Genomic DNA, 23,769 nt, shown 5'->3' with positions numbered 1-23,769 from the left:
GGATGGCACCTGGGTCAACGACACAGACCCGGCGCAGGCTACTTGCGACTTCGGCGCGGTCCGCGTGTCGCACTGGCTTTCCCGATCAACCCGTGACTGAACACGTCAAACGAGTCAGGTTAGGCTTACCTTCCTCGACCGACACTTCGGAGGAATGGTCCGTCATGCCGCTGTCCCGTCTTCGATCCGCCGCCCTGCTCGTGGTCGCGGCCCTCACACTCGGCGCCTGCGGTTCGGGCGACACCCAGGACACCCCGTCCGGCGCCGGTGACGCGGGCTTCCCGGTGACGATCGACCACCTCTTCGGCTCGACCACGATCAAGGCCAAGCCGCAGCGGGTGGTCGCGATCGGCGGCGGCGACATGGAGGCCGCGATCGCGCTCGGGGTCGTGCCGATCGGCGGCGCCGACTGGTTCGGCTACCCGGGCACCCGCGGCTGGGTGAAGGCGGAACTGGGCGACCGGCCGGCTTCGAAGTCGCTGCAGGCGTTCGAGCCGAAGTTCGAGGAGATCGCCGCGCTGAAGCCGGACCTGATTCTCTACGTGAACTCGACGAACGACAAGAAGGAGTTCGACACCTTCAACGCGATCGCACCGACCATCGCGGCCCCGGCCGGGACCAAGAACGTGTACGGCGCGACCTGGGAGCAGCAGGTCACCACCATCGCCAAGGCCACCGGTACGACGGCTCAGGGCGAGCAGGTGGTCAAGGAGACCCAGGCGCTGATCACGGACGCCGCCAAGGCCAACCCGGAGTTCGCCGGCAAGACCATCACCGCCGGCGTCTACACGTCGGACAGCCTGCACGCCTGGCTCCCGTCCGATCCGCGGATGCACCTGCTCACCTCACTCGGCTTCAAGCCCAACCCGCAGATCGCCGCGATGGACAACGGTGACTTCTCCGTGAAGATCTCGCCCGAGCACACCGGCAAGATGGACGCCGACCTGATCTACCTGGCCGCGCTCGACGGCTCCGGCAAGCTCGACCCGGCCGTGGTGAACGACAAGCTGTTCAACGCGCTCCCCGCGGTCAAGGCCAAGCACGTCGCCTACTGGGGCGGCCCGCCGGTGATCAACACCGCGACACCGAGCGGCGAGTTCTCCAGCGCCTTCTCGATCGGCGGTCCGCTCGGCATCAAGTACGTGCTGCCGCTGCTGGTCCCGCAGCTGAAGAACGCCGTGGCCGGCCAGGCCTAGAGCACCGACTCCAGCAGTCTGGTCAGGTCCTTCCCGAACGGCCGGTCGGCTTCGATCGGCGGTACGACGTCCGCGACGGCGCGCATCAGTTCCTGAAGGCCGGGCGGGATCGTCCGCTTGGACAAGGCGAAGGCCTGGTGGACGGCGAGCAGCTCGCAGGCGGTGACTTCACGGGTCAGGCGCACCGCGTCGGCGAGCACGCCGACCGCTTCCCACGAGAAGCTCTGCACGTCCTCCTGACCGTTCGACGTCTCCGCCGTACTGATTGCCGTGGGCAACGTCAGGCGGCGGAGGGCGTGGCTGGTGGCGACCGCGCGCTTGTGTACGGCGACCAGTCCGGCCTGCGGGCCTGGATCGTGAGCAAGCTGGGCGCGAAGCCCGGTCACCGCCGGATCCAGCAGCCGGTGCAGTCGTGCGGCGGAGACCTCGGCGGAGTGGGCGAGGGCCGCGGTCAGGTGATCACAGTGCGCGGCGAGGTCGATCCCGTGGAAACCCGCGGTGCCGACGAACTCGCCGTCCAGGTAGGCGGGTGAGTCGGTGACCCCGGTGAACGCCCGCTCGACGGCTTCCGCGAGCCGGTCGACGGACCGCCATACGTGCGCATTCACCGGCCCGGCTACGCGGAAGGAGACCGGTGCCTGCAGCGACCGCGGCTCGGGCTCAGGGCCGGCCAGCTCGCGGAGGCGAGCGAGCTCGTCGGCGAGCACTTCGTCGCCACGCGCCGCGAGCGGGTGATAGGGATCGCGGTTCGCGCCGATCACAGCGATCGCCCCGGCGGCAACCGCGGTGAGGTGGTCGGCCAGCCGGCGGGCGCGGGTCACCTGGAGAGCGGCCCGCCCGGTCGCACCCGGGATGCCGGCCAGTAGCGCGATGCCCTCCTTGGGTCCGAGGTCGAGATCGAGCGAGCCGAAGGCGTGGGCCAACGGGATGATCTCGCCGGCCGATCCGGCCCCGGCAACCGGGATCTCGGGCACTCGACCACTGTTGATGTAGGCAACCAACTGCTGAACCAGCTCGACGGAGACGCCCGCGTCGCCGGTCAGGAACGTGCGCAGCCGGCCGATCAGCACCGCGCGTGCTTCGTCCGCCGGCAACCAGGGAGGACCGCCGACCGCGCGGCCCAGCAGCAGGTTACGTTGGTGCACGCGCTGCTCGTCGTCGGTGAGGCGACGCTTGCTCAGGGCACCCATCCCGGTGTTCACGCCGTAGACCGGTTCGCCGGCTGCCAGAGCGGCCAGCAGCTCGGACCGGATGGCGGCGAGGCGGTCGAGGAGCGCGGACGAGAGCTCGATCGGTTCGGGGCTTGCCGGGTCGAGGTCCGCCGGGTCGGTGATCAGCATCAGTGGAACCGGAGCATCGTGCCGGCGTCAGCCGCTTCGGCCTTCCGCAGGATCAGGTGTGCGATCGCGACGTCCAGCAAGGACTGCCCGCGATGCCAGAACAGGGTGCGCTCGGCGTCGTTCTCCCGGCCGGGTCTGCGCCCGGCCACGATCTCGCCGATCTCGCCGTACAAGGTCTGCGGGGAGAGCCGGCCGGTGTCGACGTGCCGGCGCAGCGCCCCGAACCGCCCGGACTGGCCGATGCCGCCGTTGTTCGGCATCAGGTGCACCCGCGGCTCGAAGCTGGTCCGGCCCTCGCCGTGCTCGCGCACCGCCGCCTCGACCGCGTCCACGATCTCCAGCCGGGTCAACCCCAGCCCGTCGATGCCCGGACCGCTCAGAAACCGCAGCCAGATCCCTTCCGTCAAGGGCTCCTCCAGTCGTCGTCATTCGATACTAAAGTTTCTCGCCGCCACGCTAGGTTCGGGCCATGGGCCCGACGACGCACACTCCCGACCGCACGGTGATCGGGCACTCGACCGTGGACAAGGTCGTCCTGTTCGGCGGGTTCCCGCTGGTCGGGCTGGTGCTCGGGTCCTTCCTGCCGCGGATCGCGGACTGGGCGAGCAGCAAGGACTGGGCGCCGTTCCAGGGACCGTTGAAGCTGATCGCCGGCTGGGACGCCTGGTGGGTCGGCGCGATCTGCATCGTGATCGGGCTGCTGGCCGGCGTGCTGCTCGCCGCGATGGCGCTCGAGGACATGCTGAAGGTGACGATCACCCGGCAGTCGGTGGAGTTCCTGAAGAACCAGAAGACCGTGACGGTGCCGCGGGAGAAGGTGGCGGTCGCGTTCCTGGACGGCAAGGAGATCGTGCTGCAGGACTCGACCTCGCGCGAGCTCGCGCGGGAGAAGCACGACCAGCAGAAGTCCGAGGCCAGGCAGATCCCCGGGGCGTTCCGGGCACAGGGTTACCCGTGGTCCGAGAGCGGTGATCCGCACGCCGACCGGTTCCGCCGGTGGGTGGAAGACGAACCCGAGTTGCCGCCGGCGGTGAACGCCGTACTCAAGGCACGGGCGAAGGCTTTCGACGACGGGGACAAAGGCAAGGCCGATCTCCGTGAGCTCCGGGGCGAGGTGTCCAAGCTCGGCTTCACGCTGAAGGACAGGGACAAGAAGCAGTACTGGAGACCCACGACGCCGAGGTGACGGCAGCACGGAGCTGCAAGGATGGCGGGATGGTTCGCCGAATCGCGGGAGACGGTGCGAGCGAGCGGGGTCGTGGACTGAGGCGCCGGAGCGGGCGGTTCCTCGACGTACACGGCGCGGCTGAGCACAATCTGCGCGATGTCGATGTGTCCTTCGGGCCGGGGCTGACCGCCGTCGTCGGGGTGTCGGGGTCGGGGAAGTCGTCGTTGGCGTTCGACGTGGTCTACGCCGAGGCGCGTCGGCGCTTCGTCGAGTCCTTGGCGCTCGGCGGAAACCGAGCGCGGGTTCCCGCTGCGCAGGTCCGGCGTATCGAGGGCCTTGGGCCTGCGGTGGCAGTTGCCCAGAACGTCCTCAACCGGAACCCGGCCTCGACGCTGGCGACATCGGTCGGGCTGCATCCGTTCTTGCGGATCCTGTACTCGCGGTTCGCCGAGGTCGAATGCCCGCAGTGCCATGTGCCGGTCCGGGCGCTGTCCGCCGAGGAGCGCCTGACCGCCGCGCTGGAGCTGCTCGCCCGCAACGACAGCCTCGACGTCGAGGTCGCGATCGTACGAGGGCTGGTGGGGAGTCACACGCGCCTGCTCGCAGGTGTCCGGGGAGAGTTCGCCCAGGTGACTGTCGACGGACGTCGGTGGGCGGCGACGTCGAGGAGTCGCGTGCCCCGCCTCGACCCGGCGTTGCCGCACGACGTCGTCGTACGAGTGGCCACTCTTCGGCCGGACCTGTCGGCAGCCGAGGTCCGGGCCACTCTCGAGCGGGCCGACGCGTTGGGCCGACCTGAGGTGCTGCTTGGTGGCACACCGGTACTGCGGGCGCCGATCTGCCCGCAATGCGGCAGTTGGGTCCGACCACTCGCGCCGTCGGCCTTCCGCGGGGACGACGACACCTCGTCACATCGCATCGCCGGCGTCACGCTCGCGGAGCTGACCGGTCGATCGGTGACCGAGGTCCTCGAATTCGTGCAGCGGCTCCCACTCGGGTCGCGGGCTCGACGGATCCAGGACGAGGTACTGCGGCGTCTGCGTCCGTTGCAGGAACTCGGCCTTGGCTATCTCGCCCTCGACCGGTCGATGCCGACGCTGTCGCGCGGTGAGGCGCAACGTACCCGGCTCGCTGTCGTTCTCTCGGGGCGTCTCGAAGATCTGCTGCACGTGCTCGACGAGCCGACCATCGGGTTGCACCACAGCGATCTCGGTCGACTGCTCGACGCCATCGTGGCCCTGCCCGGTCCGGTGCTGATGGTCGAACACGACCCGCTGGCTGTCGCCATGGCCGACGAGGTCGTGGAGATCGGCCCTCGCGGTGGAGGCGCCGGAGGACGACTGGTGTTTCAGGGCCCGCCCGCGGATCTGTGGCGGGCGGGCACGGCGTCGGGCATCAGCTTCTCTGCCGGCGCTCGTCGGCATCGATCGCGACGCCCGGCATCCGACGACCGGATCCGCATCACCGGGGCAAGCCTGCGCAACCTCCGCGACGTCGACTGCGAGATCCCGCTCGGATCGCTGACGGTGGTCACCGGGCCGTCAGGAGCAGGCAAGACGACCCTGTGCCACGAGGTGCTGCTGGCGTCGTTGCGCGAGCGTGGGCCAGTCGGGTGTACGACGTTCGAGGCGCCGGCGCAGCGGGCTCGTGCGGTGGATCAGGCGCCGCTGGGCAACAACCCGCGGTCGAACCCGGCGACGTACACCAAGGTGCTCGACCGGATCCGCGACGTCTTCGCGAACGAGACCGGACGCCCCGCGTCGGACTTCACCTTCAACCGGGCCGACGGCGCCTGCCCGGACTGCGAGGGGATGGGGTCGGTGGCGATCGGCATGAGCTATCTCGCGCCGATCTGGGTTCCGTGCGAGGCCTGCGACGGCCGGCGCTACCGCCCCGAAGTGCTGGAGGCGACCTGGGCCGGTCGGTCGATCGCCGATGTGTTGGCGCTCAGCGTTGACGAGGCCCACGCGGTCTTCGCAGAACATCCCTCGGTGACCCGCATCCTGCGGTCTCTGCAGGAGGTCGGTCTGGGCTACCTGACGCTCGGGCAACCATCTCCGAGCCTTTCCGGCGGGGAAGCTCAGCGCGTGCGGCTGGCCCGCGAGGTGGCCAAGGCGCGGGCCGGTGACCTGGTACTGCTCGACGAGCCCACTACAGGACTGCACCCTGGCGATCTCGATCGTCTGCTCGAGGTGCTCGACCGGCTGACCGACAGCGGCTGCACAGTGGTCGTCGTCGAGCACCAGCCCGACGTGATCGCCGTCGCGGACTGGCGCATCGACCTGGGCCCGGGCGGCGGCCCCGACGGCGGGCGTCTGCAACACTGCGGCCCGCCGGTTGCCGAGAAGCAGCCGCGGGTTCGTCCGCGCGCCAAGCCGCGCCCCGACCGACTGTCCAGCGATGCCATCCGCGTACGCGGCGCCCGCGCCCACAACCTGCAGGATGTCGACGTGGATTTCGGCAAGGGCCGGTTTACCGTGGTGACGGGCGTGTCGGGGTCGGGCAAGTCGTCACTGGTCCACGACGTCGTCGAGTCCGAGGCGACCCGGCGGCTGCTCGAGTGCCTGTCGGTGTACGAGCGGCAGTCGGTCCGTGAGGGACCGGAGGCTCCGGTCGATTCAGTCACTGGCCTCGGCCCGACGATGGGCATCGAACCGTCCGGCCGGATCTTCGACGGGCGCGGGCCGGGCTTCTACGTCTGGGATGCCGACCGGGTCACCGTCGGCCGGTCCAGCGACCTCGACCGCCTGCTCGCCGTGATCATCGCCCGGGCCGGTGTCCGCACCTGCCTCGCCTGCGGCCGCGGGACCATGCGGCGAACGTCCCCGAAGCCCGAAGCAGCGTGGATCTGCGACGGCTGCGCCACCAGCGCGGTGCCGATCGAGCCACGGCATCTGGTGGGCTCACCGGCGTCGACCTGTCCGCAGTGCCTGGGACTCGGAGTCGAGCACGAGTTCGACTTCTCCAAACTGATCGTCGACCCGGATGCGCCCCTCTCCGGCGGCGTCTTCGGCGGCAGTCTGGCCTGGTTCGGCACTACCCGCGGCGAGGAGCCGCCGATGGGGTCGCTGGCCGAGCGCTACCGGTTCGACTTGGACCGCACCCCGTGGGCAGAGCTGAGCGCCGAGGCCCAGCAGGCCGTCCTGTACGGCGACGCGTCCTGGCGCGGGCTCAACGCCTGGGCCCTGAACGACGTCGGCGGCCAGGACTCGACCAGGTCTCCGTGCCGGGAGTGCGGCGGTCGGCGGCTTCGTGCGCCGTACCTGGCGATCCGCCTCCACGGACACGGGCGAGATGAGCTCTTCTCGCTTCCGCTCGCCGAAGTGGAAGCCATCCTGACCGCGATGGACGTGCCCGGCGATCGGCAGGCAGCAGAGGCCCGGACCGTCGCGCTGCGCCGACTCGGCTTCCTGCGTGCCGTTGGGCTGGGCTATTTGCAGCTGAACCGGACAACCTGGACCCTGTCGGCCGGCGAAGCACAACGCATCAAGCTGGCATCGGTGCTCGGCGCGGGACTGGTCGGCATGACCGTGCTGCTCGACGAACCCTCCCGGGGCCTGCACCCGTCGGAAGTGACCGCCCTGGCCGGGACACTGACCGAACTGCGGGCCGCCGGCAACACCGTCATCGCGGTCGAGCACGACCCGATACTCATCCGCGCGGCCGACGACGTCATCGAGATCGGCCCCGGTCCGGGGAGATCGGGCGGTCGGGTCGTCAGCTTGGACAGCCCTCAGTCGGTGACGCGGGCGATTCTGAACGGAGCCGGCCCGGCGATCCACCGCGACCACCGCCGGGAGCCGGCAGGCTGGATGCAGATCACCGGAGCGCGGGAGAACAACCTCGATGGACTCGACGTTCGCGTTCCCCTCGGCGTGCTGGTCGGCGTCTGCGGGGTGTCCGGGTCCGGCAAGTCATCGCTCGTCGCCGACACCATCGCGCTGGGCCTGACCCGACCGAAGACCACCATCCCTGGCCGCGGCGTGATCCGCGTCCGGCCCGGTGACCACGACGCCATCTCGGGCGCGCCCGAGAGAACGGTCGTGGCCGACCAGTCCCGTGCCGAGATCACCTCACCGGGAATGTTCCTCGGGCTCATCAGCGCCGTCCGCAAGGAGTTCGCCGCGAGCGAGTCGGCCATCGAGCAGGGCCTCACGATCAAGAACCTGACCTATGGCTGCGACGCCTGCAAGGGCAAAGGCGTGTGGCAGCAGGAGATGTCGTTCCTGCCGTCGGTGCCCCAGACCTGCGACGCCTGTGGCGGATGCGGGTATCGCCACGAGACCGCCAACCTGCTTCACCGGGACCGAAGCCTCGCCGACATCGAAGGGCTCACCATCGCCGAGCTGGTCGACGAGTGGGGCGACCTCGACACCGTACGCCGGGTCGGCGGCGCCGCTGTCGCACTCGGGCTGGGCTACCTCGCCGTACGCCAACCGGGCTGGAGCCTATCGGGCGGCGAAGCGCAACGGCTCAAGCTCACGAAGGAGTTCGCCCGTCCGGCGAGGGCAGCCGCCCTCTACGTGTTGGACGAACCGACCGTCGGCCTTCAAGCCACCGACGTCGCAGTGCTCGTCCGTGCGCTCGACACTCTCATCGCCGCCGGCAACAGCGTGCTCGTCGTCGAGCACGACCCGGCAGTCCTCGCCGCGTGCGACTGGCTGATCGAGCTCGGCCCGGGCGCAGGCCCGGACGGGGGCCGGATCGTCTTCGAGGGCCCACCCAACGCTCTCGCCGAGGCCGACACCGCCACTGCACCCCATCTCGCCGCGGTGCTGCCATGAACATCGGCGCCCTGCTCCTCGGAGACCCGTCCCCGTCGCTGCGCTGGCGGGCCGCCCGCGAACTCCAGGGCGCCGGCGACGAGGACCCCGAGGTCGCCGCGTGGCGTAGCGAGATCGATCGGAGCGCGGAGGTCGACGTACTCGTCGCGCGGCTGAGAGCAGCCGAGGCCCACCCGTACGCCGCAGGCTATCTGCTCTGCCAGCTGGCCCACCTCGGCTACCGTGGGCCCGCCATGACGGCCGCGATCGAGAAGATCTTCGACGACCAGCAGCCAGATGGTTCATGGTCGATGACACCGACCGGCCCTGGCCCGCTCGAAGGTCACCGCTTCATCACCATGCACACCGCGGTACCGCTGCGCGGGATCGCCGCCGCCGGCCTCGCCACCGACCCCCGTGCCGAGCGCGCGTACGAATGGCTCCTCGGTGTTCGCCTCGACGACGGATCCTGGCCTGCCGGCCCGAAAGCCGACCTCGGTCAGGCGGGTAGTCCGGCCCCGCCCGAGAAGGAGTACCGCCGGCTCACCCGCGGGCTCGGTTGCCGATCGGCGACGACCGGCGCCGTTGCCTGCCTGGCGATGCACCCGGAGCGACGGCGATCGGACGTCGCCCGAATCGGCGTCGACCACCTCCTCGCCCGCGAGACCCGGGACGCGGCAACGCTCGGTTGGGAGGTCTCTCGGCTGGTCGGGCTCGAACCGGCGATGGGACAGGTCACGTTCCACGCCACCTTCGATCTGGCGTTCCTGCTCGACCTTGCTTCTCGTTGTGGCTTGTCCGCGCAGGACCGCCGGGTCCATGACCTGGTCGACTACCTGGAGACGCTGCGCGGCCCCTACGGCCTGTGGCAACACCCCGCACATCCGCAGCTCGCCGGCTGGCTGTCCTTCGACCTCGAGACCAGCCGTCGCCGCCTGGCCGAAGGCGACTGGATCGGCAACGAGGAGCCCGCCACCTTCGTTCCCTACCGTCGCGGCCCGCGCCGCTACTGACGTGACGCGTCGTGGTTGTCAGGCGCCCAGGAGGTGGATGACTGCCTTGGCGTAGGCCTGCTCGGCGTCGTCGGCGGAGTGGGAGCTGTCGGAGAGCCCGACCCGGTAGCCGCCGGGGACGGCCTCGAGGGTGCGGAAGTGGTCGCCGAGGAGGGCGCGGAGCTGCTCCTCGCGCGGGAGCCAGATCACCTCGCGCTGCTCGATGCTGTCCAGGGCCCACTCCGTGGTGCCGTTGAAGCCGATCACCTTGCTGCCCTGGTAGTCGTGCACCTCGACGGTCATGTCGCTCACCACGAACACGTCCTCGTCCATGTCCCGGTCCGGCACGACGAATCGATCCCCGGCCGCGGGCGCCCACAGCACCCCGGCCTTGCGCAGTCGCCCGGCCTGCTCGATCGTGATCACGTCTCCATCCTCCCCAAGCCGATCAAGCCCCGCACCTCAGCCGCGAGCCGCGGGGCCGGCCTGGACAGTTGGTTCAGCGGTTCAGGGCGGCGCGCAGCTCGGCAGCGCGGTGCGCGATCCGGTCCCGGCACTCGGTGGTCAACGGCAGGTCGACCAGCGTGCTCGCCTGCAGTTGGCTGAGTCCGAGCCGCTCCCGCAGCCGCCGTACGACGGTTGCCCGGTCCGCCGAGCTCTTCAGCACCTCGCCGACCTCGTCGCGGCGCTCGAACGCGGCCAAGACGCCGTCGTAGATCTCCAGCTGCGTGTGCGCGGACCGATCCGGCTCCGGCACGGTCGTCTCAGCTCCCTGCTCGCTGCCGCCGATCACCTGGCGCCACAACGCCGGGACGGTCAACCGGGTGCGGGTGTAGCGCCGGGGTAGCGGCTGCGCGTAGGTCATGGTCATGGTCGGCTCCTGTTCTCGGGTGTCGGTTCAGTCGGCGACTGGCCGCGCGTACGGTTCGCGCGGCGGGCACTTCTTGCCGGGGGTGCTCAGCGCTTCGAAGTGCCAGGGTTCGTTGTCGTAGCGGCGGCAGACGCCGTAGCGCCAGCCGTTCTTGTTCAGCCACTGCATGGCGGCCGCCGGACCGATGTCCACGGCCTTGCCCTCGACGTGCGCGGAGTACTTGGGCGGCAGCACCCAGCGGGTCGCGGCCTTGTACGAGCCGTACTTCTCGACCGCCTCGTCGAACAGCCGCTGCTGCTTGGCCTTGGACCGGCGGCCGGAGGTGATCCGCAGCGTCACGCCGTCGGCCTTCGCGGCGGTCATCGTCTTCTTCAGCCGGGATTTCAGCGTCGGCGACAACCCGTTGATGCTCTCCTCGCCGTACGTCGGTTTCGTCGGCGACTTGGTCGGAGTCTTGCTCGGCGACCTGGTCGGAGTCTTCGTCGGCGTCTTGACCGGCTTCCTGGTGGGCGTCGGGGTGACGAGGATGACCGGCGGCTCGGAGACGGCGGGCGCGTTGACGCTCGAGACGACCGGCTCCTTGTCCGCGGCCAGCCCGAACAGCTCCCCCATCTGGCCGTGCCACAGCAGCAGCGACCCCACCGCCAGCGCCACCACCCCGAACCCCGTCACGGACAGCAACCGCATCCGCACCGAGCCGGTCCGGCGCGGCGGCTGTTCGCTTCTCATGGGTAGAGCCTCTCGGATTCCGGCGGCGGTCGCATCGGCCCCAGGGACCGTCATCGGGACCCGGAAGTAGGCCCTGAGTATCAATTCGGACGCTCAGCCTCCTCCAAAAGTTGGAGAGGCCGCCCGTCCGGGCAGATGAAGCTTCGGCAAACACAGTCTGACTACGCTGGGCGACGTGTGGAGTGCCTGGCGCCGGTTACCGCAGTTGCAGCAGGATCTGTTGCTCGCTGCGGTCATCGGGCTGGGCTGGTTCGCGGCGCTGAGCCTGATCAACGACAGCGGCCTGCGCCCGCAGAACCCGATGGTCTCGGTGGTCACCGGCATCTTCCTGGTCGCCACGGTCGCCTTCGGCCGGCGGACGCCACGCACGATGCTGGTGATCGTCTCGGTGCTCTACCCGTTCCTGTACGCCGCGGTCGGCACCGGCCTGGCCGCGCAGGTCGGGCTGACGATCTTCGGCCAGCCGCAGATCAGCGACGCCGCGCTGCAGTCGGAGATCCACCTGGTCCCCCTGCTGGTCGTCGGGTACCTGGCCGCGTCGAGCGGCGTGCGGCGGTTCACCTGCCTGTTCTTCACCATGGGCAGCCTGGCCGGGCTGATGATCGGCCTGCCGACCGTGGTCGCGATCGTGCTCGGCAACGCGAACCGGGCGATCCTGTACGGCGACCGGTACCGCAACCTGCCCAGCGACCTGCCGAGTCTCTACAGCTACATCGACGTCTCGCTGTTCGTGTTCGCCGAGGCGCTGATCTGCGGCATGGTGCTGCTCGGCGCGGACGCCCGCCGGCGGCGCAAGAGCGTCGCCCTGCTGGAGCACCGGAACGCCGAGCTGGTCCGGCTGCGCGCGGTCGAGGCCGAGCGGGCCGCCGTCGCCGAGCGGACCCGGATCGCCCGCGACCTGCACGACGTGATCTCACACCACGTCAGCGCGGTGGTGATCCGGGCCCAGGCTGCCGACCGAGTGGCCGACCAACGGCCCGAGGTGCTGCGCGAGGCGATCCGCTGGATCATTGCCAGTGGCAAGGAAGCGCTGACCGCGATGCGGGAGACGGTCCGGGTGCTGAACACGGCCTCGCCGGCGGCCGGCGAGGTTCCGGCCGGGTCCGGAGGCGGGACCACGCCGGTGCCCGATCTGGCCGACGTGGCGCGGATGGGCGATCGGCTGAAGGCGGTCGGGGTGGACGTGACGATGACGCTGCCCGCCCGGCAGCGGCAACTCACGTCGGTCACCGACCTGACCGCCGTACGGATCATCCAGGAGGCGCTCACCAACGTGATGGTGCACGCGAAGGCGACCGCGGCTCAGGTGACCTGGCAGAGTGGACCGCAGGGTGAGCTCCTGACCATCGACGACAACGGCAGCGGCGGACCGCCGCCGGTGAACGTGCTGGAGACCGCCCGGCGGAGCGAGAGCGGCCGCGGCAACGGGCTGATCGGGATGCGGGAACGGGCGACGGCGGTCGGCGGCACGCTGGCCGTCGCGGCCGGACCACTGGGTGGATGGAGGGTGCAGGCATGGCTGCCGCCGCAGACGTGACGGACGACATCAAGGTGCTGGTCGCCGACGACCAGGGTGTGATCCGGATGGGCCTGGCGATGATCCTCGACCACGAGCCCGACCTGACCACGATCGCCCAGGCCGAGAACGGCGAGGAGGCCCTGCGGCTGATCGACCGGTACGACCCGGACGTCGTACTGATGGACATCCGGATGCCGGTGATGGACGGGCTGGTCGCGACCGAGCGGATCACGACGGCGAACAAGGCGGCCGGGCGGTCGCGTCCCGCCGTACTGGTGCTGACGACGTTCGACGACGAGGCCTACGTGCTGAGTGCGGTGCGTGCGGGGGCTTCTGGGTTCTTGTTGAAGGACACTGATCCGGATCTGCTGGTGTCGGCGGTGCGCGCGGTGTACCGAGGCGACTCGCTGGTCGACCCGGCGTCGACGCGGGTGCTGCTGGAGCGGTGCATGGAGCTCGAGCGCCAGGTCGGCGGTGGTACGACGGCGGCCGCCGTACCGCAGCCCGATGGTCGCTGGACCGGGTTGCTCGGCCAGCTGAGCGAACGCGAACGCGAGATCCTGGTCTGGATGGCCCGCGGCCTGTCCAACCGCGACCTCGCCACGAAACTCTTCGTCAGCGAGACCACGGTCAAAACCCACGTCAGCAGCGTCCTGTCCAAACTGGGCCTCTCCAGCCGGGTCCAAGCCGTAGTAGTCGCCTACGAAGCCGGCGTAGTCCGCCCCGGCGAAGCCGACCTCCGCTGGGACAGCTGAAGTCCCCCACCCGCTACGCGAACAGGTAGACGGCCAGGGCGCCGGCTGCCAGGAGGACGAGGACTGTCAGGAGTTGGGTTTCGGCGGACGCCTGGCGGCGGTGGGGTAGGAAGTCTCCGGTCATACCTCCAGGGTGCTTGGCGAAGAGCCCTCGCCCATCGGTCCTGAGGACGGTTTCGGTCTACTACCTGAGGATGAGGTGGTTGCCCTCGGCCCCTGACTACCGGAGGTGCTCGTCGCGGGGGCACCACGGGGGTGAGTCGTCGGGGACGCCGCAGACCAGGGTCGCGGTGGGGACCGGGCGGCCTTCGCGGAAGGTGACGATGGCACCGGGTTTGTCCATCGGGACGCGGCGCAGGACGCTGCCGCCGAAGTCGATCCGGCCGGTGACGCCCTGGTACCCGCGCTGTGCCCCGCCCGCATCGGTGATCGACTGCAGCGCCGACCAGACCGTACCGCCGTTGACCGCGATGCTGTCCCGCCGCAGGTAGCTGACGGCCAGCATCACCGAGTACGCCGCGTCGTAGCTCAATGCAGCGTGACCGTCGAGACTGCGGCCGCGGTCGGTCGCCTCGTACGGGAACAGCTCCGCGAGCCGCGCGTAGAAGTCGCTCGACTCAGCCGGCGCGTCGGCCAGCAGGTCCGGGGCTAGCGACAACGCCAGGTACTGGAACGCGATCGACCGGTTCCCACCGCTGACCGCGCGATCGGCGACCTACTTGGTGACGTCGTCCCCGGCCAGGATGTACGGCGGCTTCGTCCGGCAGCGATCCTGGACGCCGCCGAGGAACGCCTGGAAGTCGACCTGGCCACGACCGGCGAAGAAGACCACGCCGCGCCGGTCGCACGCGTCCCGCCCGGCCCGGTTGGCGTCCATCCCCTCGCCCCGCGGGCTGTAGGACACCAGCTGCGTCGTCACCCCGACCGCGGAGAGCTCGAGCTCCAGTCAGTACGGCGGCGAAGGATCAACCTAGCGGCATTCCGTGTCGCGACGACAGCAGTCCGTGACCGGGACGTGATCCAGCCGTGAGCTGACGGTGTCAGTCCTCGGCGAAGTAGGCGGCGCGGACCTTCTTTGGCACGCACATGGCCCAGGCGTCCAGGATCAGCTCGCGGAGCTCGTCGTACTCGAGGGCTTCGAGGCGGACCTGGATCCAGCGGTAACGCTCGTCGGCGGGGCGCGGGGGAAAGAACTTGTGCGGCTCGGCGGCCAGCGCGGCCTCGCGTTCCTCCTTGGGGAAGGCGATCCCCATCGTCTTCTCGTCGCGCGACAGCGCCAGGTAGACGAGCTGCCCGACGCGGAACTTGATCTGGTCCCGGACCAGCACCTCGTAGCTGCGCGGCAGGTCCGCCGTCAGCTCCCTGATATCCGTGAGATCGACCACGGTCCAACGATAGACGGCGATCACTGACAGGGGATGTCAGTGATTCCGCCTGTACGGTGGTCTGATGCCCAGTGTGGTGAGCGCGGTCGAAGGCGCCGAGGTGGTCTTCCGCCTCGGTGACGCTTCGCATGCCTTCACCGGGGTCAAGTTGTGGCAGGAGCTGGGCCTCGAGGCCGAGCTGCTGGAGTTCAAACCGGTCGACTACGGCTGGGAGCTGCGGTTGCCGCGACCGTCCGTGCACCGGATGGAGTACCTGTTCGACATCGCCGACCTGGGGATGCGCACCGATCCGACCAACCCGCGCGTCGTCGGCGGCGCGTTCGGCGAGCACTCCTGGCTCCCACTGCCCGGGTACGTCGAGCCCGCCTGGATCGCCACGCCGCCGATCGCGTCCACGCTGACCCCGCAGTCGGTCAGCTCCCCGGTCGGCCAGATCGACGTCCAGGTGTGGGCCCCCGAGGGCATCGCGCCGACCTTCGAGTTGCCGCTGCTGCTCGCCCACGACGGCCCCGAGTTCGCCGCGTACGCCGGCCTGACGCACTACGCCGGCGCGATGGTCGCCGACGGGACCCTCCCGCCGTTCCGGCTCGCCCTGATCCACCCGACGTCGCGGAATCTCTGGTACGCCGCCAATCCGCAGTACGCCGAGGCCTTGACACAGCACGTGCTGCCTGCGATCCAGACGCAGTACCGGAGCCGGAGGCCGGTGATCACTGGCGCCAGCCTGGGCGCCCTCGCGGCGCTGCACGCGGAGTGGAACCACCCCGGGACGTTCGACGGGCTGTTCCTGCAGTCAGGCTCGTTCTTCACGCCGGAGACCGACCCGCAGGAGTCGAAGTTCGACTTCTTTGCCCAGGTCACCGCGTTCGTGAAGCAGGTGCTGTCGGCAACCACGGCCCCGGGGACGCCGCTGGTCGGGATGACCGCGGGCAGCACCGAGGAGAACGTCCACAACAACCGGGTGATGGCCGCCAAGCTGGCCGAGCTCGGCCTGCGGGTGGAGTTCGGCGAAACGCCGGACATGCACAACTTCACAGCCTGGCGTGATGTGCTGGATCCTGATCTCACGGATCTACTGCGACGCGCCTGGGGTGAGGCTGATGGAGCGGGAACAGGTCGAGCTGGAGGCGCCGGGGCTTGACCGTCCCGGCACGGTGATCCGCTACGGCCATTTCGGCCGCCCGGTGCTGGTCTTCCCCAGTGAGCAGGGCCGCGCCTGGGACTACGAGAACAACGGCATGGTCGACGCGGTCAAGGACCTGATCGAGGCCGGCCGGGTGAAGCTGTACTGCGTCGACTCCTACGACCACGTCAGTTGGTCCGACCGCAGCATCCAGCTCGAGGACCGGGCCCGGCGGCACGGCCTGTACGAGTCGTGGATCGTGAACCAGGTGGTGCCGACGATCGGCGCGGACTCCCCCGGCGCCGGCGACATCATCACCACCGGCTGCAGCCTGGGCGCCTTCCACGCGCTCAACTTCGCGTTCAAGCGGGCCGACCTGTTCCCGGTCGCGATCTGCCAGTCCGGCAACTACGACGCGGCCAGCTGGCACGCATGGGGTGAGCGCGGCGACGCGACCTACTTCAACAACCCGGCCGACTACCTGCCCAACCTGGACGGCGACCACCTGGACTGGCTGCGGCAGCGGATCTTCATCCTGCTCACGGTCGGCCAGGGCGACTGGGAGACGCACCCGACCGGCTCGTTGCCGTCCGCGCGGGCGACGGCCGCCGTACTGGCCGAGAAGGGCATCCCGCATGAGCTGGACCTGTGGGGGTACGACGTAGCGCACGACTGGCCCTGGTGGCGACAGCAGATCGCCCACCACCTACCCCGATTCTGCTAGGAGTCCACCCACCCTCTCCTCCTAGCTTTCCTTCCTTGACGTTAAGGAGCACCATGGCTGACCGTCCGCGTCATCTGATCGGGTTGTTGCTGGGGGCCGAGGAGGACTGGCCGCAGGCGTTCGAGGCGCTGCTGCAGCGGGTCGGGCCGGTGACGATCGACGGGACCGAGCACGAGTTCGGGTCCCGGCGGCTGACCATCGAGCCGTTCGACCTGACCGACCCGGTCCGGGTCGGGCTGGTGATCGACCGGCTGGCGTACTGGTACTACCACCCGCGCGAGTGGCTGAAGAAAGCCGCGCTGATGAACGGCACCTACCTGCTGAACTCGCCGTTCACGTTCCAGGCGATGGAGAAGCACAGCGCGTACTGCGCGATGCTGCGGCTCGGACTGAAGATCCCGCGGACCGTGCTGGTGCCGTACAAGAACCCGGTCGACAACGTGCGCTGGGCGTACACGTCGGCGAAGTACAACAAGGGTTTCGACCTGGACGCGATCGCCGAGGACCTCGGCTACCCGCTCTACATGAAGCCGTTCGACGGCGGCGGCTGGCGCGGGGTGTCCCGGATCAACAACAAGGTCGACCTGCACCGCGCGTACGACCAGTCCGGCGAGATGCTGATGCACCTGCAGGCCACGATCGAGTACGACGTGTTCGCCCGGGCGCTGTCGATCGGCGCCGAGACGATGGTGATGGACTTCCGGCCGGACGAGCCGATGCACAACCGGTACGCCGTCTCGCACGACTTCCTCAGCCCGTCCGCCGGACACCAGGCGGTGGCGATCAGCCGGATCGTGAACGCGTTCTTCGGCTGGGAGTTCAACTCCTGCGAGATGCTGGTGAAGGGCGACTCGGTGCACCCGATCGACTACGCCAACGCCTGCCCGGACGTCGCGGTCACCTCACTGCACTACTACTTCCCGTGGGCGATCAGCGCCCTGGTCAAGTGGTCGGTCTTCTCGCTCGCGACCGGCCGGCGGAGCAAGGTCGACCTGCACACCGAGCGGTACTTCGAGATCGCCGACGACGAGTCGCTCGACTACGACGCCAAGCTGAACGGGTACCTCGCGCTGGCCGACGAGCACTTCGAGACCGCGAAATACCACGAGTGGTGCGCGGAGCACCTGGGCGAATTCGACGCCCGGCTCCGCGACTGGGTCGCCGGCCCCGACTTCGACCGCCTGCTCCGCGACACCGTCACGACCACCTACCCCGAGCACGAGCACGACCAGTTCTTCGCCCACTTCCGCGGCCTCACCAACCTCTGGCTCGCCGATCAGTCCAACTGATCCAGCGCGACCAGAATCCCCTGCAACGCACTGACCCGAGCCGGAGGGATCGCGAAGACCCCGCGGCTCGGGTTGTGCAGCCAGCCCTCGGCGCTCAACTGCCGCAGATGGTGGTAGATCTGCCCACTCGTGCCGAGCCCGTCCAGCGCGGTCAACGCGCCGACGGTCGCGTGACCGCGCACGATCTCGCGCAACAGCGTCAGCCGCACCGGGTTCCCGAGCGCCGCCAGCGTCGGCGCCACCCCTGACCACTCCGGCCTGTCCCGCAGCGCCCTGAGCGCCCGGGCCCCTTCGGCCTGCCCACGCCCCGGCCGGCGTCTCACGCCCGCTGCGGATTCCAGCGCCGCGATGCGCCGTTCCAGCTCGGCGAGCCGGTTGTCCACAGCGTCTTCCACACTGTGGATAGTACGTAGTTACGTAGCTTCTGAAAAGCGGAGCGCCACTCAGACGAAGATCCGGATCCCGGCGGTGATGGCGATGCCGGCGGCGACGGCGAGCAGGAGGGGGACTCTAAGGACGGAGAGGATCCCGGCGACGCCGACTCCGGCGAGCTGGGTCCAGTCCACGTGCTCGCCGCCGAGCTCGGTGACGATAAGCCCAGCGAGCAGTACGGGCGCCACCAGGCCGACGACCCGGACAGCTGCCGACGGCAACCTGCGCTCGCCCATCAGCAGCGGGCCGCCGGCCTTCATCAGCCAGTTGACGACCGTCACAGCCAAGGCGGCCAGCCAGATCTTCATGACGTCTCCTCCTCGGTCACGGCAGGCTCAGGGTCAGGCTCCGATCCGCGCTCCGGAATCAGGCCGATCAACGCGGCCGCGGTGGCTCCGAGCAGCGCGTAGCCCGGTTCAGTCACCAGCAGCAGACCGGCCGCGACGGCCGCTCCGAGCAGGGCTGCGGCGAGCGCGCGGCGGGAGCGCCGTACTTCTTCCAGCGCGAGCACCAGGAAGAACGCCGGAAACACGACGTCCAACCCGAGCTCGTGCATCAGATCGGCCGACGGCGCACCCAACGCACCCACTGCGGTCCCGAGCACCCACAGGACCCACTGCGGCAGACTGGCGCCGATCAAGCGAGACACGTCGTACCCGCCGTCTTTGCGGTGGGCAAAGACGAACGAGGCGTCCACCAGCGCCTGTGCCTGCAACGCCCGGGACAGTCGGCTGCCGTGCAGGCTGTCGTTCAGCGCGACGCTCATCACCAGGTAGCGCGCGTTGATCAACGCCGCCGAAGCGATCGCGGCCACCACGGTGCCGCCGGACAGCGCCGTCAGCAAGGTGAACTGCGCCGATCCGGAGAACGCCAGCGCCGAGAACAGCACCGGCAGGCCAACGCCCCATCCCTCGGCCTCCGCCTCGGCGCCGAAGCTCAACGCCAGCACGAAAGCGGCGCCCGCCGGCCCGAGCCCGAGCCTGATTCCTTCCGCGAGGCCGGCCCGCCGGAGCTCGATCATGCCGACACCTCGGCTTGGCGACGCTGATAGTGCCGGCGAGCCCGCGCACGGTTGCCGCAGTCCGCCGAGCTGCACCAGCGGCGCGACCCGTTCCGGCTGCGGTCCAGGAAGAGCCAGCCGCAGTCGCCGTCATCACACTGCCGCAGCCGGCTCAGATCCTCGTCCTCGAACAGCCGCCAGACGGCCAGCCGCAGTTGCTCCTGAACGGTCCCGGCCCGCCAAGTGAGCGGTTGCGCGCTGACGAGCGAGGCGTTGCGCACGGCGTCCTCGATCAGTTCCCGCAGTACGGCGAGATCGCCGGCCTCCGGCTCGTCGCCCAATGCCAGCGGATGCAGGACCGCGTACGCCGTCTCGCGGCAATGCCTCAGGGCGTCCCCTTGGATCTCTCTGGCTCCGGCCACCGGGTCGAATCCGGTCGCCGCGAGCCACTTCCGCAGGTTCACCGGATCGGCGATCCGGTCGACGCGCCGCCGTACGTCCAACCGCCAGGCCACGGTGTTGACCAGATCGAGCGCCAAGTGCCCGCCGACCAACTCTGGCCGGTACTCGCCCATGCCTGTCCCTTCCTAACGCTCAAACTGCATCATGAGTCGTTAGGCAACGCAGACGCAACCGGATCGCGTGTCAGGCGGCGGCGGGGGGTCGAGCGCAGTTCTGGATACGCCGTTGCTGAGGCCATTCCAACGTTGTACTGTCGTCTCGACCGCCTGACTTCACCCTTCCGGGAGCTCTTCATGACCCAGCCTCGCCCTGAACACCCGCGTCCGCAGTTCGTTCGGCCGGAGTGGCTGAACCTGAACGGGGCGTGGCAGTTCGAGATCGATCAGGCCGACACCGGTCTCGAGCGCGGGGTGCGGGACCGCGAGTTGCAGCAGCGGATCGTGGTGCCGTTCGCCCCCGAGAGCAAGCTGTCCGGGATCGAGAACGTCGACTTCCTCGAGGCAGTCTGGTACCGGACCACCGTCACGATCCCGGCCGACTGGGCCGGGAAGGACGCGGTGCTGCACTTCCAGGCTGTCGACCAGGACGCCACCGTCTGGGTGAACGGCGTCGAGCTGGTCCGGCACCGGGGCGGGTTCACGCCGTTCAGCGCGAACCTGCGCGGTGTCGCCCGCCCGGGCGAGGAGGCGCTGATCGTGGTCCGCGCCCGCGACACCCGACAGGGCGTCCAGGCGCGCGGCAAGCAGACGTCGACGTACTTCAACCACGGCTGCCTCTACACCCGCACGACCGGGATCTGGCAGACCGTCTGGCTCGAGGCGGTGCCGACCACCCACCTCGGACGGCCGCGGATCACCCCGGACGTGGCCGGCTCGAGCTTCCACCTCGAGGTGCCGGTGTCGGCGAACAAGCCCGGCTGGAAGGTGCGCGCAATCCTCAAGGACGCCGATGGCGAGGTCGCGAGCCGGGAGGTGCGCGCCGACCTCGACCTGGCGCCGCGGCTGACGCTCCAGGTCCCGGCCGACCGGGTCCGGCTCTGGGACACCGCCGACCCGCACCTGTACGACGTACGCCTCGAGCTGATCGATGCCGATGGCAACGTTGTGGACGGGGCCGACAGCTACGCCGGCCTGCGGTCGGTGTCGATCAACGGCCAGGCGATCCTGATCAACGGCAAGCACGTGTACCAGCGGCTGGTGCTGGACCAGGGCTACTGGCCGGAGAGCCTGATGACGGCGCCGTCCGAGGAGGCGCTGCTCGCGGACATCGAGCTCAGCCTGGCGGCCGGGTTCAACGGGGCGCGGCTGCACCAGAAGGTGTTCGAGGAGCGGTTCCTGTACCACGCGGACCGGCTCGGGTACCTGGTCTGGGGCGAGTTCGGCGACTGGGGCTCGGGCGTCGCCGACACCGGCCACGACAACCAGCAGCCGGCGGCGAACTTCGTCACCCAGTGGCTGGAGGCGGTCGAGCGCGACTACAGCCACCCGTCGATCATCGGCTGGTGCCCGCTGAACGAGACGCACCAGCTCCTGCACGACCGGATCACCCAACTGGACGACGTCACCCGCGCGATGTTCCTGGCCACCAAGGCCGCTGACACGACGCGCCCGGTGCTGGACGCCTCCGGGTACTCGCACCGTGTGCCGGAGACCGACGTCTGGGACTCGCACAACTACGAGCAGGACCCGGAGAAGTTCGCCGAGCAGATGGCCGGCCTCGCCTACGGCAAGCCGTACGCGAATGTCGGCGGGCACGACGGCAAGCCGATCTCCCAGCCGTACGCCGGTCAGCCGTACTTCTGCAGTGAGTTCGGCGGCATCTGGTGGAACGCCGAGGCGGCCGCCGCCGGTGCAGCGGGGAACACCAACGAGTCCTGGGGTTACGGCCAGCGGGTCGCGGACGAGGAGGCGTTCTACGTCCGGTTCGCCGGCCTGGTCGACGCGCTGCTCGACAACCCGCTGATGTTCGGCTACTGCTACACGCAGCTCACCGACGTCTTTCAGGAAGAGAACGGCATCTACCGCTTCGACCGCAGCAGCAAGTTCGACGTACCGCGGATCAAGGCCGTGCAGACCCGGCCCGCCGCCTACGAGAAGGACTGAATCGCGAGGCTGCCTGCCGCGACCAGGACCCACAGGATCGCTCCGAGGAGGAGCGCCCGGGGTCCTGTGTCGCGGAGCTCCTTCGGCCGCAGCGACAGACCGATCGCGACCAGCGCGGACGTGATCAGGAACGTGCCGATCGTGCTCAAGGTCGGCAGCCAGCTCAGCGGCACCAGGCCGGCCGACCGCAGGCCGGAGGCGGCGATGAAGCCGATCAGGAAGAGCGGGACGAGCTTGCGCCACGGCAGGCGCTGGGCGCTCGAGGTCCGAGCGTCGCGGCGCGACTTCAGCACGACGAGCGTCAGCACGATCGGAACCAGCATCAAGGACCGGGTCAGCTTGACCACGATCGCCTGGTCCCCGGCCTGCTGGCTGTAGGCGTACCCGGCCGCGACCACCGACGACGTGTCGTTGATCGCCGTACCCGCCCAGAGTCCGAAGGCTTCCGGGCTGAGGCCCATCAGGTGGCCGAGCGGCGGGAAGGTCAGTACGGCGACCACGTTGAAGGTGAAGATCGTCGCCAGTGCGTAGGCGACCGATGAGCGCTTGGGATTGATCGCGGCCGTGGTGGCGGCAATCGCCGAGGCGCCGCAGATCGCCGTACCGACGCCGATCAACGTCTGCGTGTCACCACGGACGCCGAGCAGGCGGCCGAACAGCCAGGCCCCGCCGAGTGCGAGCGCCAGCGTGCCGAGCATCACAGGCAAGGACGAGCTGCCGACGCGCGCGACCTGCTGAAGAGACAGGCCAGTCCCCAGTACGACGATCGACAGCTGGAGCAGCGTCTTCCCGGCGAAGGCGTAGCCGGGGCGGCAGCGCTCGGACCGCGCCGCCGGGATCAGCAGGCCGACCAGCACACCCAGCACGATCCCGAACACCGGACCGCCGACCACGGGCACGAGCCGCCCGAGGGGAACCGCGGCCGCAGCAAGCGCCAGCACGACGGCCAGCCCGGGCAACCGCCGAAACCCCGCACGGAGCGCCGCGCCGAGCCGGGCGCGCAGCGGGTGGTCGAGAGCAGCGGTCGGGGCGACTGGTGGCCTAACCTCGACCTGCACCATCGACCGGTTCTCCTCCGCTAGAAATGTACGCACATTTAAGCTAGGAGATGACCGGACATTTGGCAACCCCGGTGACCTACGGAGGCAGGACCCCGATGACCGAGCGCGGGCTCGACCGCTCCGGCGGCCAGCCGCTGTGGAAGCAGTTGCAGCAGGAACTGGTCCGCCGGCTGCGGGCCGGGGAGTTCGACGACGTCTTCCCCGGTGAGCTCGCGCTGGTCGAGGACTACCAGGTCAGCCGGCACACGGTCCGCCAGGCGCTCGCCCAGCTCCGCGCGGACGGCCTGATCGTCGCCGAACGCGGCCGCCAGCCGCGCGTCGCCACCGCGCCCGAGATCCGGCAGCCGATGGGCGCCCTCTACAGCCTCTTCTCCTCGGTCGAGGCGTCCGGCCTGACCCAGCACAGCGTCGTACGGGCGCTGGACATCCGGGCCGACGGCGTCATCGCAGCCCGTCTCGACCTGGAGGCGTCGATCCCCCTGCTCTACCTCGAGCGCCTCCGCTTCGCCGGCGACGAGCCGCTGGCCCTGGACCGGGTGTGGCTGCCGGCATCACTCGCCGAACCGCTCCTGGATGCCGACTTCACCCACACGAGCCTCTACAACGAGCTCGCCGCCCGCACCGGGCTCCACCTCGACCACGGCCGCGAGGACATCCGCGCCGTCGTACCCACACCGGCCGAGCGCACGCTGCTGCACTGCCCGCCGGACGCCGCGGCCTTCTCGATCAACCGGCAAGGTACGTCGCAGAACACCCCGATCGAGTGGCGTCACACCCTGGTCCGTGGGGACCGGTTCGCCCTGTCCGCCGAGTTCTCCGCCAAGACCGGGTACCGCCTGACAGCCAAGGCCTGACCGG

The 23,769-nt window shown here is 69.7% G+C and carries 24 protein-coding genes; 11 read left to right on the top strand and 13 right to left on the bottom strand.

Annotated features, from left to right (window positions below; all coding sequences use genetic code 11):
- The first annotated feature begins 164 nt into the window (after positions 1-164).
- Entirely contained in the window at positions 165-1,196 is a 1,032-nt protein-coding gene (locus tag ACIBGM_RS15415; RefSeq protein WP_396385873.1) for an ABC transporter substrate-binding protein, read from the top strand.
- Here ACIBGM_RS15415 and ACIBGM_RS15410 read toward each other — a convergent pair.
- Positions 1,193-2,536, bottom strand: coding sequence for an aromatic amino acid lyase (locus ACIBGM_RS15410; RefSeq protein WP_396385872.1), 1,344 nt, complete (start codon positions 2,534-2,536; stop codon positions 1,193-1,195). The genes ACIBGM_RS15415 and ACIBGM_RS15410 overlap by 4 nt on opposite strands.
- A complete protein-coding gene (locus ACIBGM_RS15405; protein WP_396385871.1) occupies positions 2,536-2,943 on the bottom strand; it encodes a hypothetical protein in 408 nt (135 codons plus the stop codon). Before ACIBGM_RS15405 ends, ACIBGM_RS15410 begins: the two co-directional genes overlap by 1 nt.
- A gap of 62 nt (positions 2,944-3,005) precedes the next feature.
- Between ACIBGM_RS15405 and ACIBGM_RS15400 the strand changes: the two genes are divergently transcribed.
- The 3 genes from ACIBGM_RS15400 to ACIBGM_RS15390 are packed head-to-tail and all read left to right on the top strand — an operon-like array spanning position 3,006 to position 9,480.
- A complete protein-coding gene (locus tag ACIBGM_RS15400; protein ID WP_360518717.1) occupies positions 3,006-3,722 on the top strand; it encodes a hypothetical protein in 717 nt (238 codons plus the stop codon).
- A gap of 29 nt (positions 3,723-3,751) precedes the next feature.
- Complete coding sequence (locus tag ACIBGM_RS15395) at positions 3,752-8,488, top strand: ATP-binding cassette domain-containing protein (protein ID WP_396385869.1); 4,737 nt, start codon at positions 3,752-3,754, stop codon at positions 8,486-8,488.
- Complete coding sequence (locus ACIBGM_RS15390) at positions 8,485-9,480, top strand: hypothetical protein (protein ID WP_360518711.1); 996 nt, start codon at positions 8,485-8,487, stop codon at positions 9,478-9,480. Before ACIBGM_RS15395 ends, ACIBGM_RS15390 begins: the two co-directional genes overlap by 4 nt.
- Positions 9,481-9,498: 18 nt before the next feature.
- Here ACIBGM_RS15390 and ACIBGM_RS15385 read toward each other — a convergent pair whose 3' ends face one another.
- From ACIBGM_RS15385 to ACIBGM_RS15375, 3 genes are all read right to left on the bottom strand, one after another.
- Positions 9,499-9,885, bottom strand: a complete 387-nt coding sequence (locus tag ACIBGM_RS15385; protein WP_360518708.1) for a pilus assembly protein CpaE — start codon at positions 9,883-9,885, stop codon at positions 9,499-9,501.
- Positions 9,886-9,958: 73 nt separating this feature from the next.
- Positions 9,959-10,330, bottom strand: a complete 372-nt coding sequence (locus tag ACIBGM_RS15380) for a hypothetical protein (protein WP_360518705.1) — start codon at positions 10,328-10,330, stop codon at positions 9,959-9,961.
- A 27-nt stretch (positions 10,331-10,357) separates the two neighbouring features.
- Complete coding sequence (locus ACIBGM_RS15375) at positions 10,358-11,059, bottom strand: D-alanyl-D-alanine carboxypeptidase family protein (protein ID WP_360518702.1); 702 nt, start codon at positions 11,057-11,059, stop codon at positions 10,358-10,360.
- Between the two features lie 175 nt (positions 11,060-11,234).
- Here ACIBGM_RS15375 and ACIBGM_RS15370 point away from each other — a divergent pair, with 175 nt between their 5' ends.
- Complete coding sequence (locus tag ACIBGM_RS15370) at positions 11,235-12,596, top strand: histidine kinase (RefSeq protein ID WP_360518699.1); 1,362 nt, start codon at positions 11,235-11,237, stop codon at positions 12,594-12,596.
- Positions 12,593-13,333 (top strand): response regulator transcription factor, encoded by a 741-nt coding sequence (locus tag ACIBGM_RS15365; RefSeq protein ID WP_360518808.1) that lies wholly within the window; start codon positions 12,593-12,595, stop codon positions 13,331-13,333. The genes ACIBGM_RS15370 and ACIBGM_RS15365 overlap by 4 nt, the downstream gene beginning before the upstream one ends.
- A gap of 220 nt (positions 13,334-13,553) precedes the next feature.
- On the opposite strand, the gene ACIBGM_RS15360 is transcribed toward ACIBGM_RS15365, so the two are convergent.
- The 3 genes from ACIBGM_RS15360 to ACIBGM_RS15350 form a co-directional block, all read right to left on the bottom strand.
- A complete protein-coding gene (locus tag ACIBGM_RS15360) occupies positions 13,554-13,991 on the bottom strand; it encodes a hypothetical protein (RefSeq protein ID WP_396385868.1) in 438 nt (145 codons plus the stop codon).
- Between the two features lie 57 nt (positions 13,992-14,048).
- A complete protein-coding gene (locus ACIBGM_RS15355) occupies positions 14,049-14,252 on the bottom strand; it encodes a hypothetical protein (protein ID WP_396385867.1) in 204 nt (67 codons plus the stop codon).
- Between the two features lie 121 nt (positions 14,253-14,373).
- On the bottom strand, positions 14,374-14,718 hold the full coding sequence (locus ACIBGM_RS15350) for an MmcQ/YjbR family DNA-binding protein (RefSeq protein WP_360518696.1): 345 nt from the start codon (positions 14,716-14,718) through the stop codon (positions 14,374-14,376).
- Positions 14,719-14,782: 64 nt separating this feature from the next.
- Between ACIBGM_RS15350 and ACIBGM_RS15345 the strand changes: the two genes are divergently transcribed.
- Genes ACIBGM_RS15345 through ACIBGM_RS15335 form a run of 3 tightly spaced genes read left to right on the top strand, consistent with a single transcriptional unit; the run spans position 14,783 to position 17,854 of the window.
- Positions 14,783-15,859, top strand: a complete 1,077-nt coding sequence (locus tag ACIBGM_RS15345; RefSeq protein WP_360518693.1) for an alpha/beta hydrolase-fold protein — start codon at positions 14,783-14,785, stop codon at positions 15,857-15,859.
- Complete coding sequence (locus tag ACIBGM_RS15340) at positions 15,819-16,565, top strand: esterase family protein (protein ID WP_396385866.1); 747 nt, start codon at positions 15,819-15,821, stop codon at positions 16,563-16,565. The genes ACIBGM_RS15345 and ACIBGM_RS15340 overlap by 41 nt, the downstream gene beginning before the upstream one ends.
- A gap of 53 nt (positions 16,566-16,618) precedes the next feature.
- Positions 16,619-17,854, top strand: a complete 1,236-nt coding sequence (locus ACIBGM_RS15335; protein ID WP_360518687.1) for a hypothetical protein — start codon at positions 16,619-16,621, stop codon at positions 17,852-17,854.
- Here the strand turns inward: ACIBGM_RS15335 and ACIBGM_RS15330 are convergent.
- From ACIBGM_RS15330 to ACIBGM_RS15315, 4 genes are read right to left on the bottom strand one after another with little or no spacing between them, the layout of a single operon-like run.
- Entirely contained in the window at positions 17,842-18,249 is a 408-nt protein-coding gene (locus tag ACIBGM_RS15330) for an ArsR family transcriptional regulator (RefSeq protein WP_396385865.1), read from the bottom strand. The two genes, ACIBGM_RS15335 and ACIBGM_RS15330, sit on opposite strands and share 13 nt — an antisense overlap.
- Before the next feature lie 48 nt (positions 18,250-18,297).
- Complete coding sequence (locus ACIBGM_RS15325; protein ID WP_360518681.1) at positions 18,298-18,594, bottom strand: AzlD domain-containing protein; 297 nt, start codon at positions 18,592-18,594, stop codon at positions 18,298-18,300.
- Positions 18,591-19,307 carry an AzlC family ABC transporter permease gene (locus tag ACIBGM_RS15320; RefSeq protein WP_396385864.1) on the bottom strand — a complete coding sequence of 239 codons (717 nt, stop codon included), beginning with the start codon at positions 19,305-19,307 and terminating at the stop codon, positions 18,591-18,593. Before ACIBGM_RS15320 ends, ACIBGM_RS15325 begins: the two co-directional genes overlap by 4 nt.
- Positions 19,304-19,861 (bottom strand): CGNR zinc finger domain-containing protein, encoded by a 558-nt coding sequence (locus ACIBGM_RS15315; RefSeq protein WP_396385863.1) that lies wholly within the window; start codon positions 19,859-19,861, stop codon positions 19,304-19,306. The genes ACIBGM_RS15320 and ACIBGM_RS15315 overlap by 4 nt, the downstream gene beginning before the upstream one ends.
- 180 nt (positions 19,862-20,041) lie before the next feature.
- Between ACIBGM_RS15315 and ACIBGM_RS15310 the strand changes: the two genes are divergently transcribed.
- Positions 20,042-21,850: a glycoside hydrolase family 2 protein gene (locus ACIBGM_RS15310; protein ID WP_396385862.1), complete on the top strand. Its 1,809-nt coding sequence runs from the start codon at positions 20,042-20,044 to the stop codon at positions 21,848-21,850.
- Here ACIBGM_RS15310 and ACIBGM_RS15305 read toward each other — a convergent pair.
- Positions 21,835-22,911, bottom strand: a complete 1,077-nt coding sequence (locus ACIBGM_RS15305; protein WP_360518669.1) for a putative sulfate exporter family transporter — start codon at positions 22,909-22,911, stop codon at positions 21,835-21,837. The two genes, ACIBGM_RS15310 and ACIBGM_RS15305, sit on opposite strands and share 16 nt — an antisense overlap.
- Positions 22,912-23,006: 95 nt before the next feature.
- On the opposite strand from ACIBGM_RS15305, the gene ACIBGM_RS15300 reads away from it, so the two are divergent.
- On the top strand, positions 23,007-23,765 hold the full coding sequence (locus ACIBGM_RS15300; RefSeq protein WP_396385860.1) for a GntR family transcriptional regulator: 759 nt from the start codon (positions 23,007-23,009) through the stop codon (positions 23,763-23,765).
- Positions 23,766-23,769 lie beyond the last annotated feature (4 nt).

This window comes from Kribbella sp. NPDC050470 (genome assembly GCF_044458365.1).
Classification (GTDB): domain Bacteria; phylum Actinomycetota; class Actinomycetes; order Propionibacteriales; family Kribbellaceae; genus Kribbella.
Note: the sequence above shows the minus strand (reverse complement) of the source record. Positions and strands in the feature narration are given on the sequence as shown.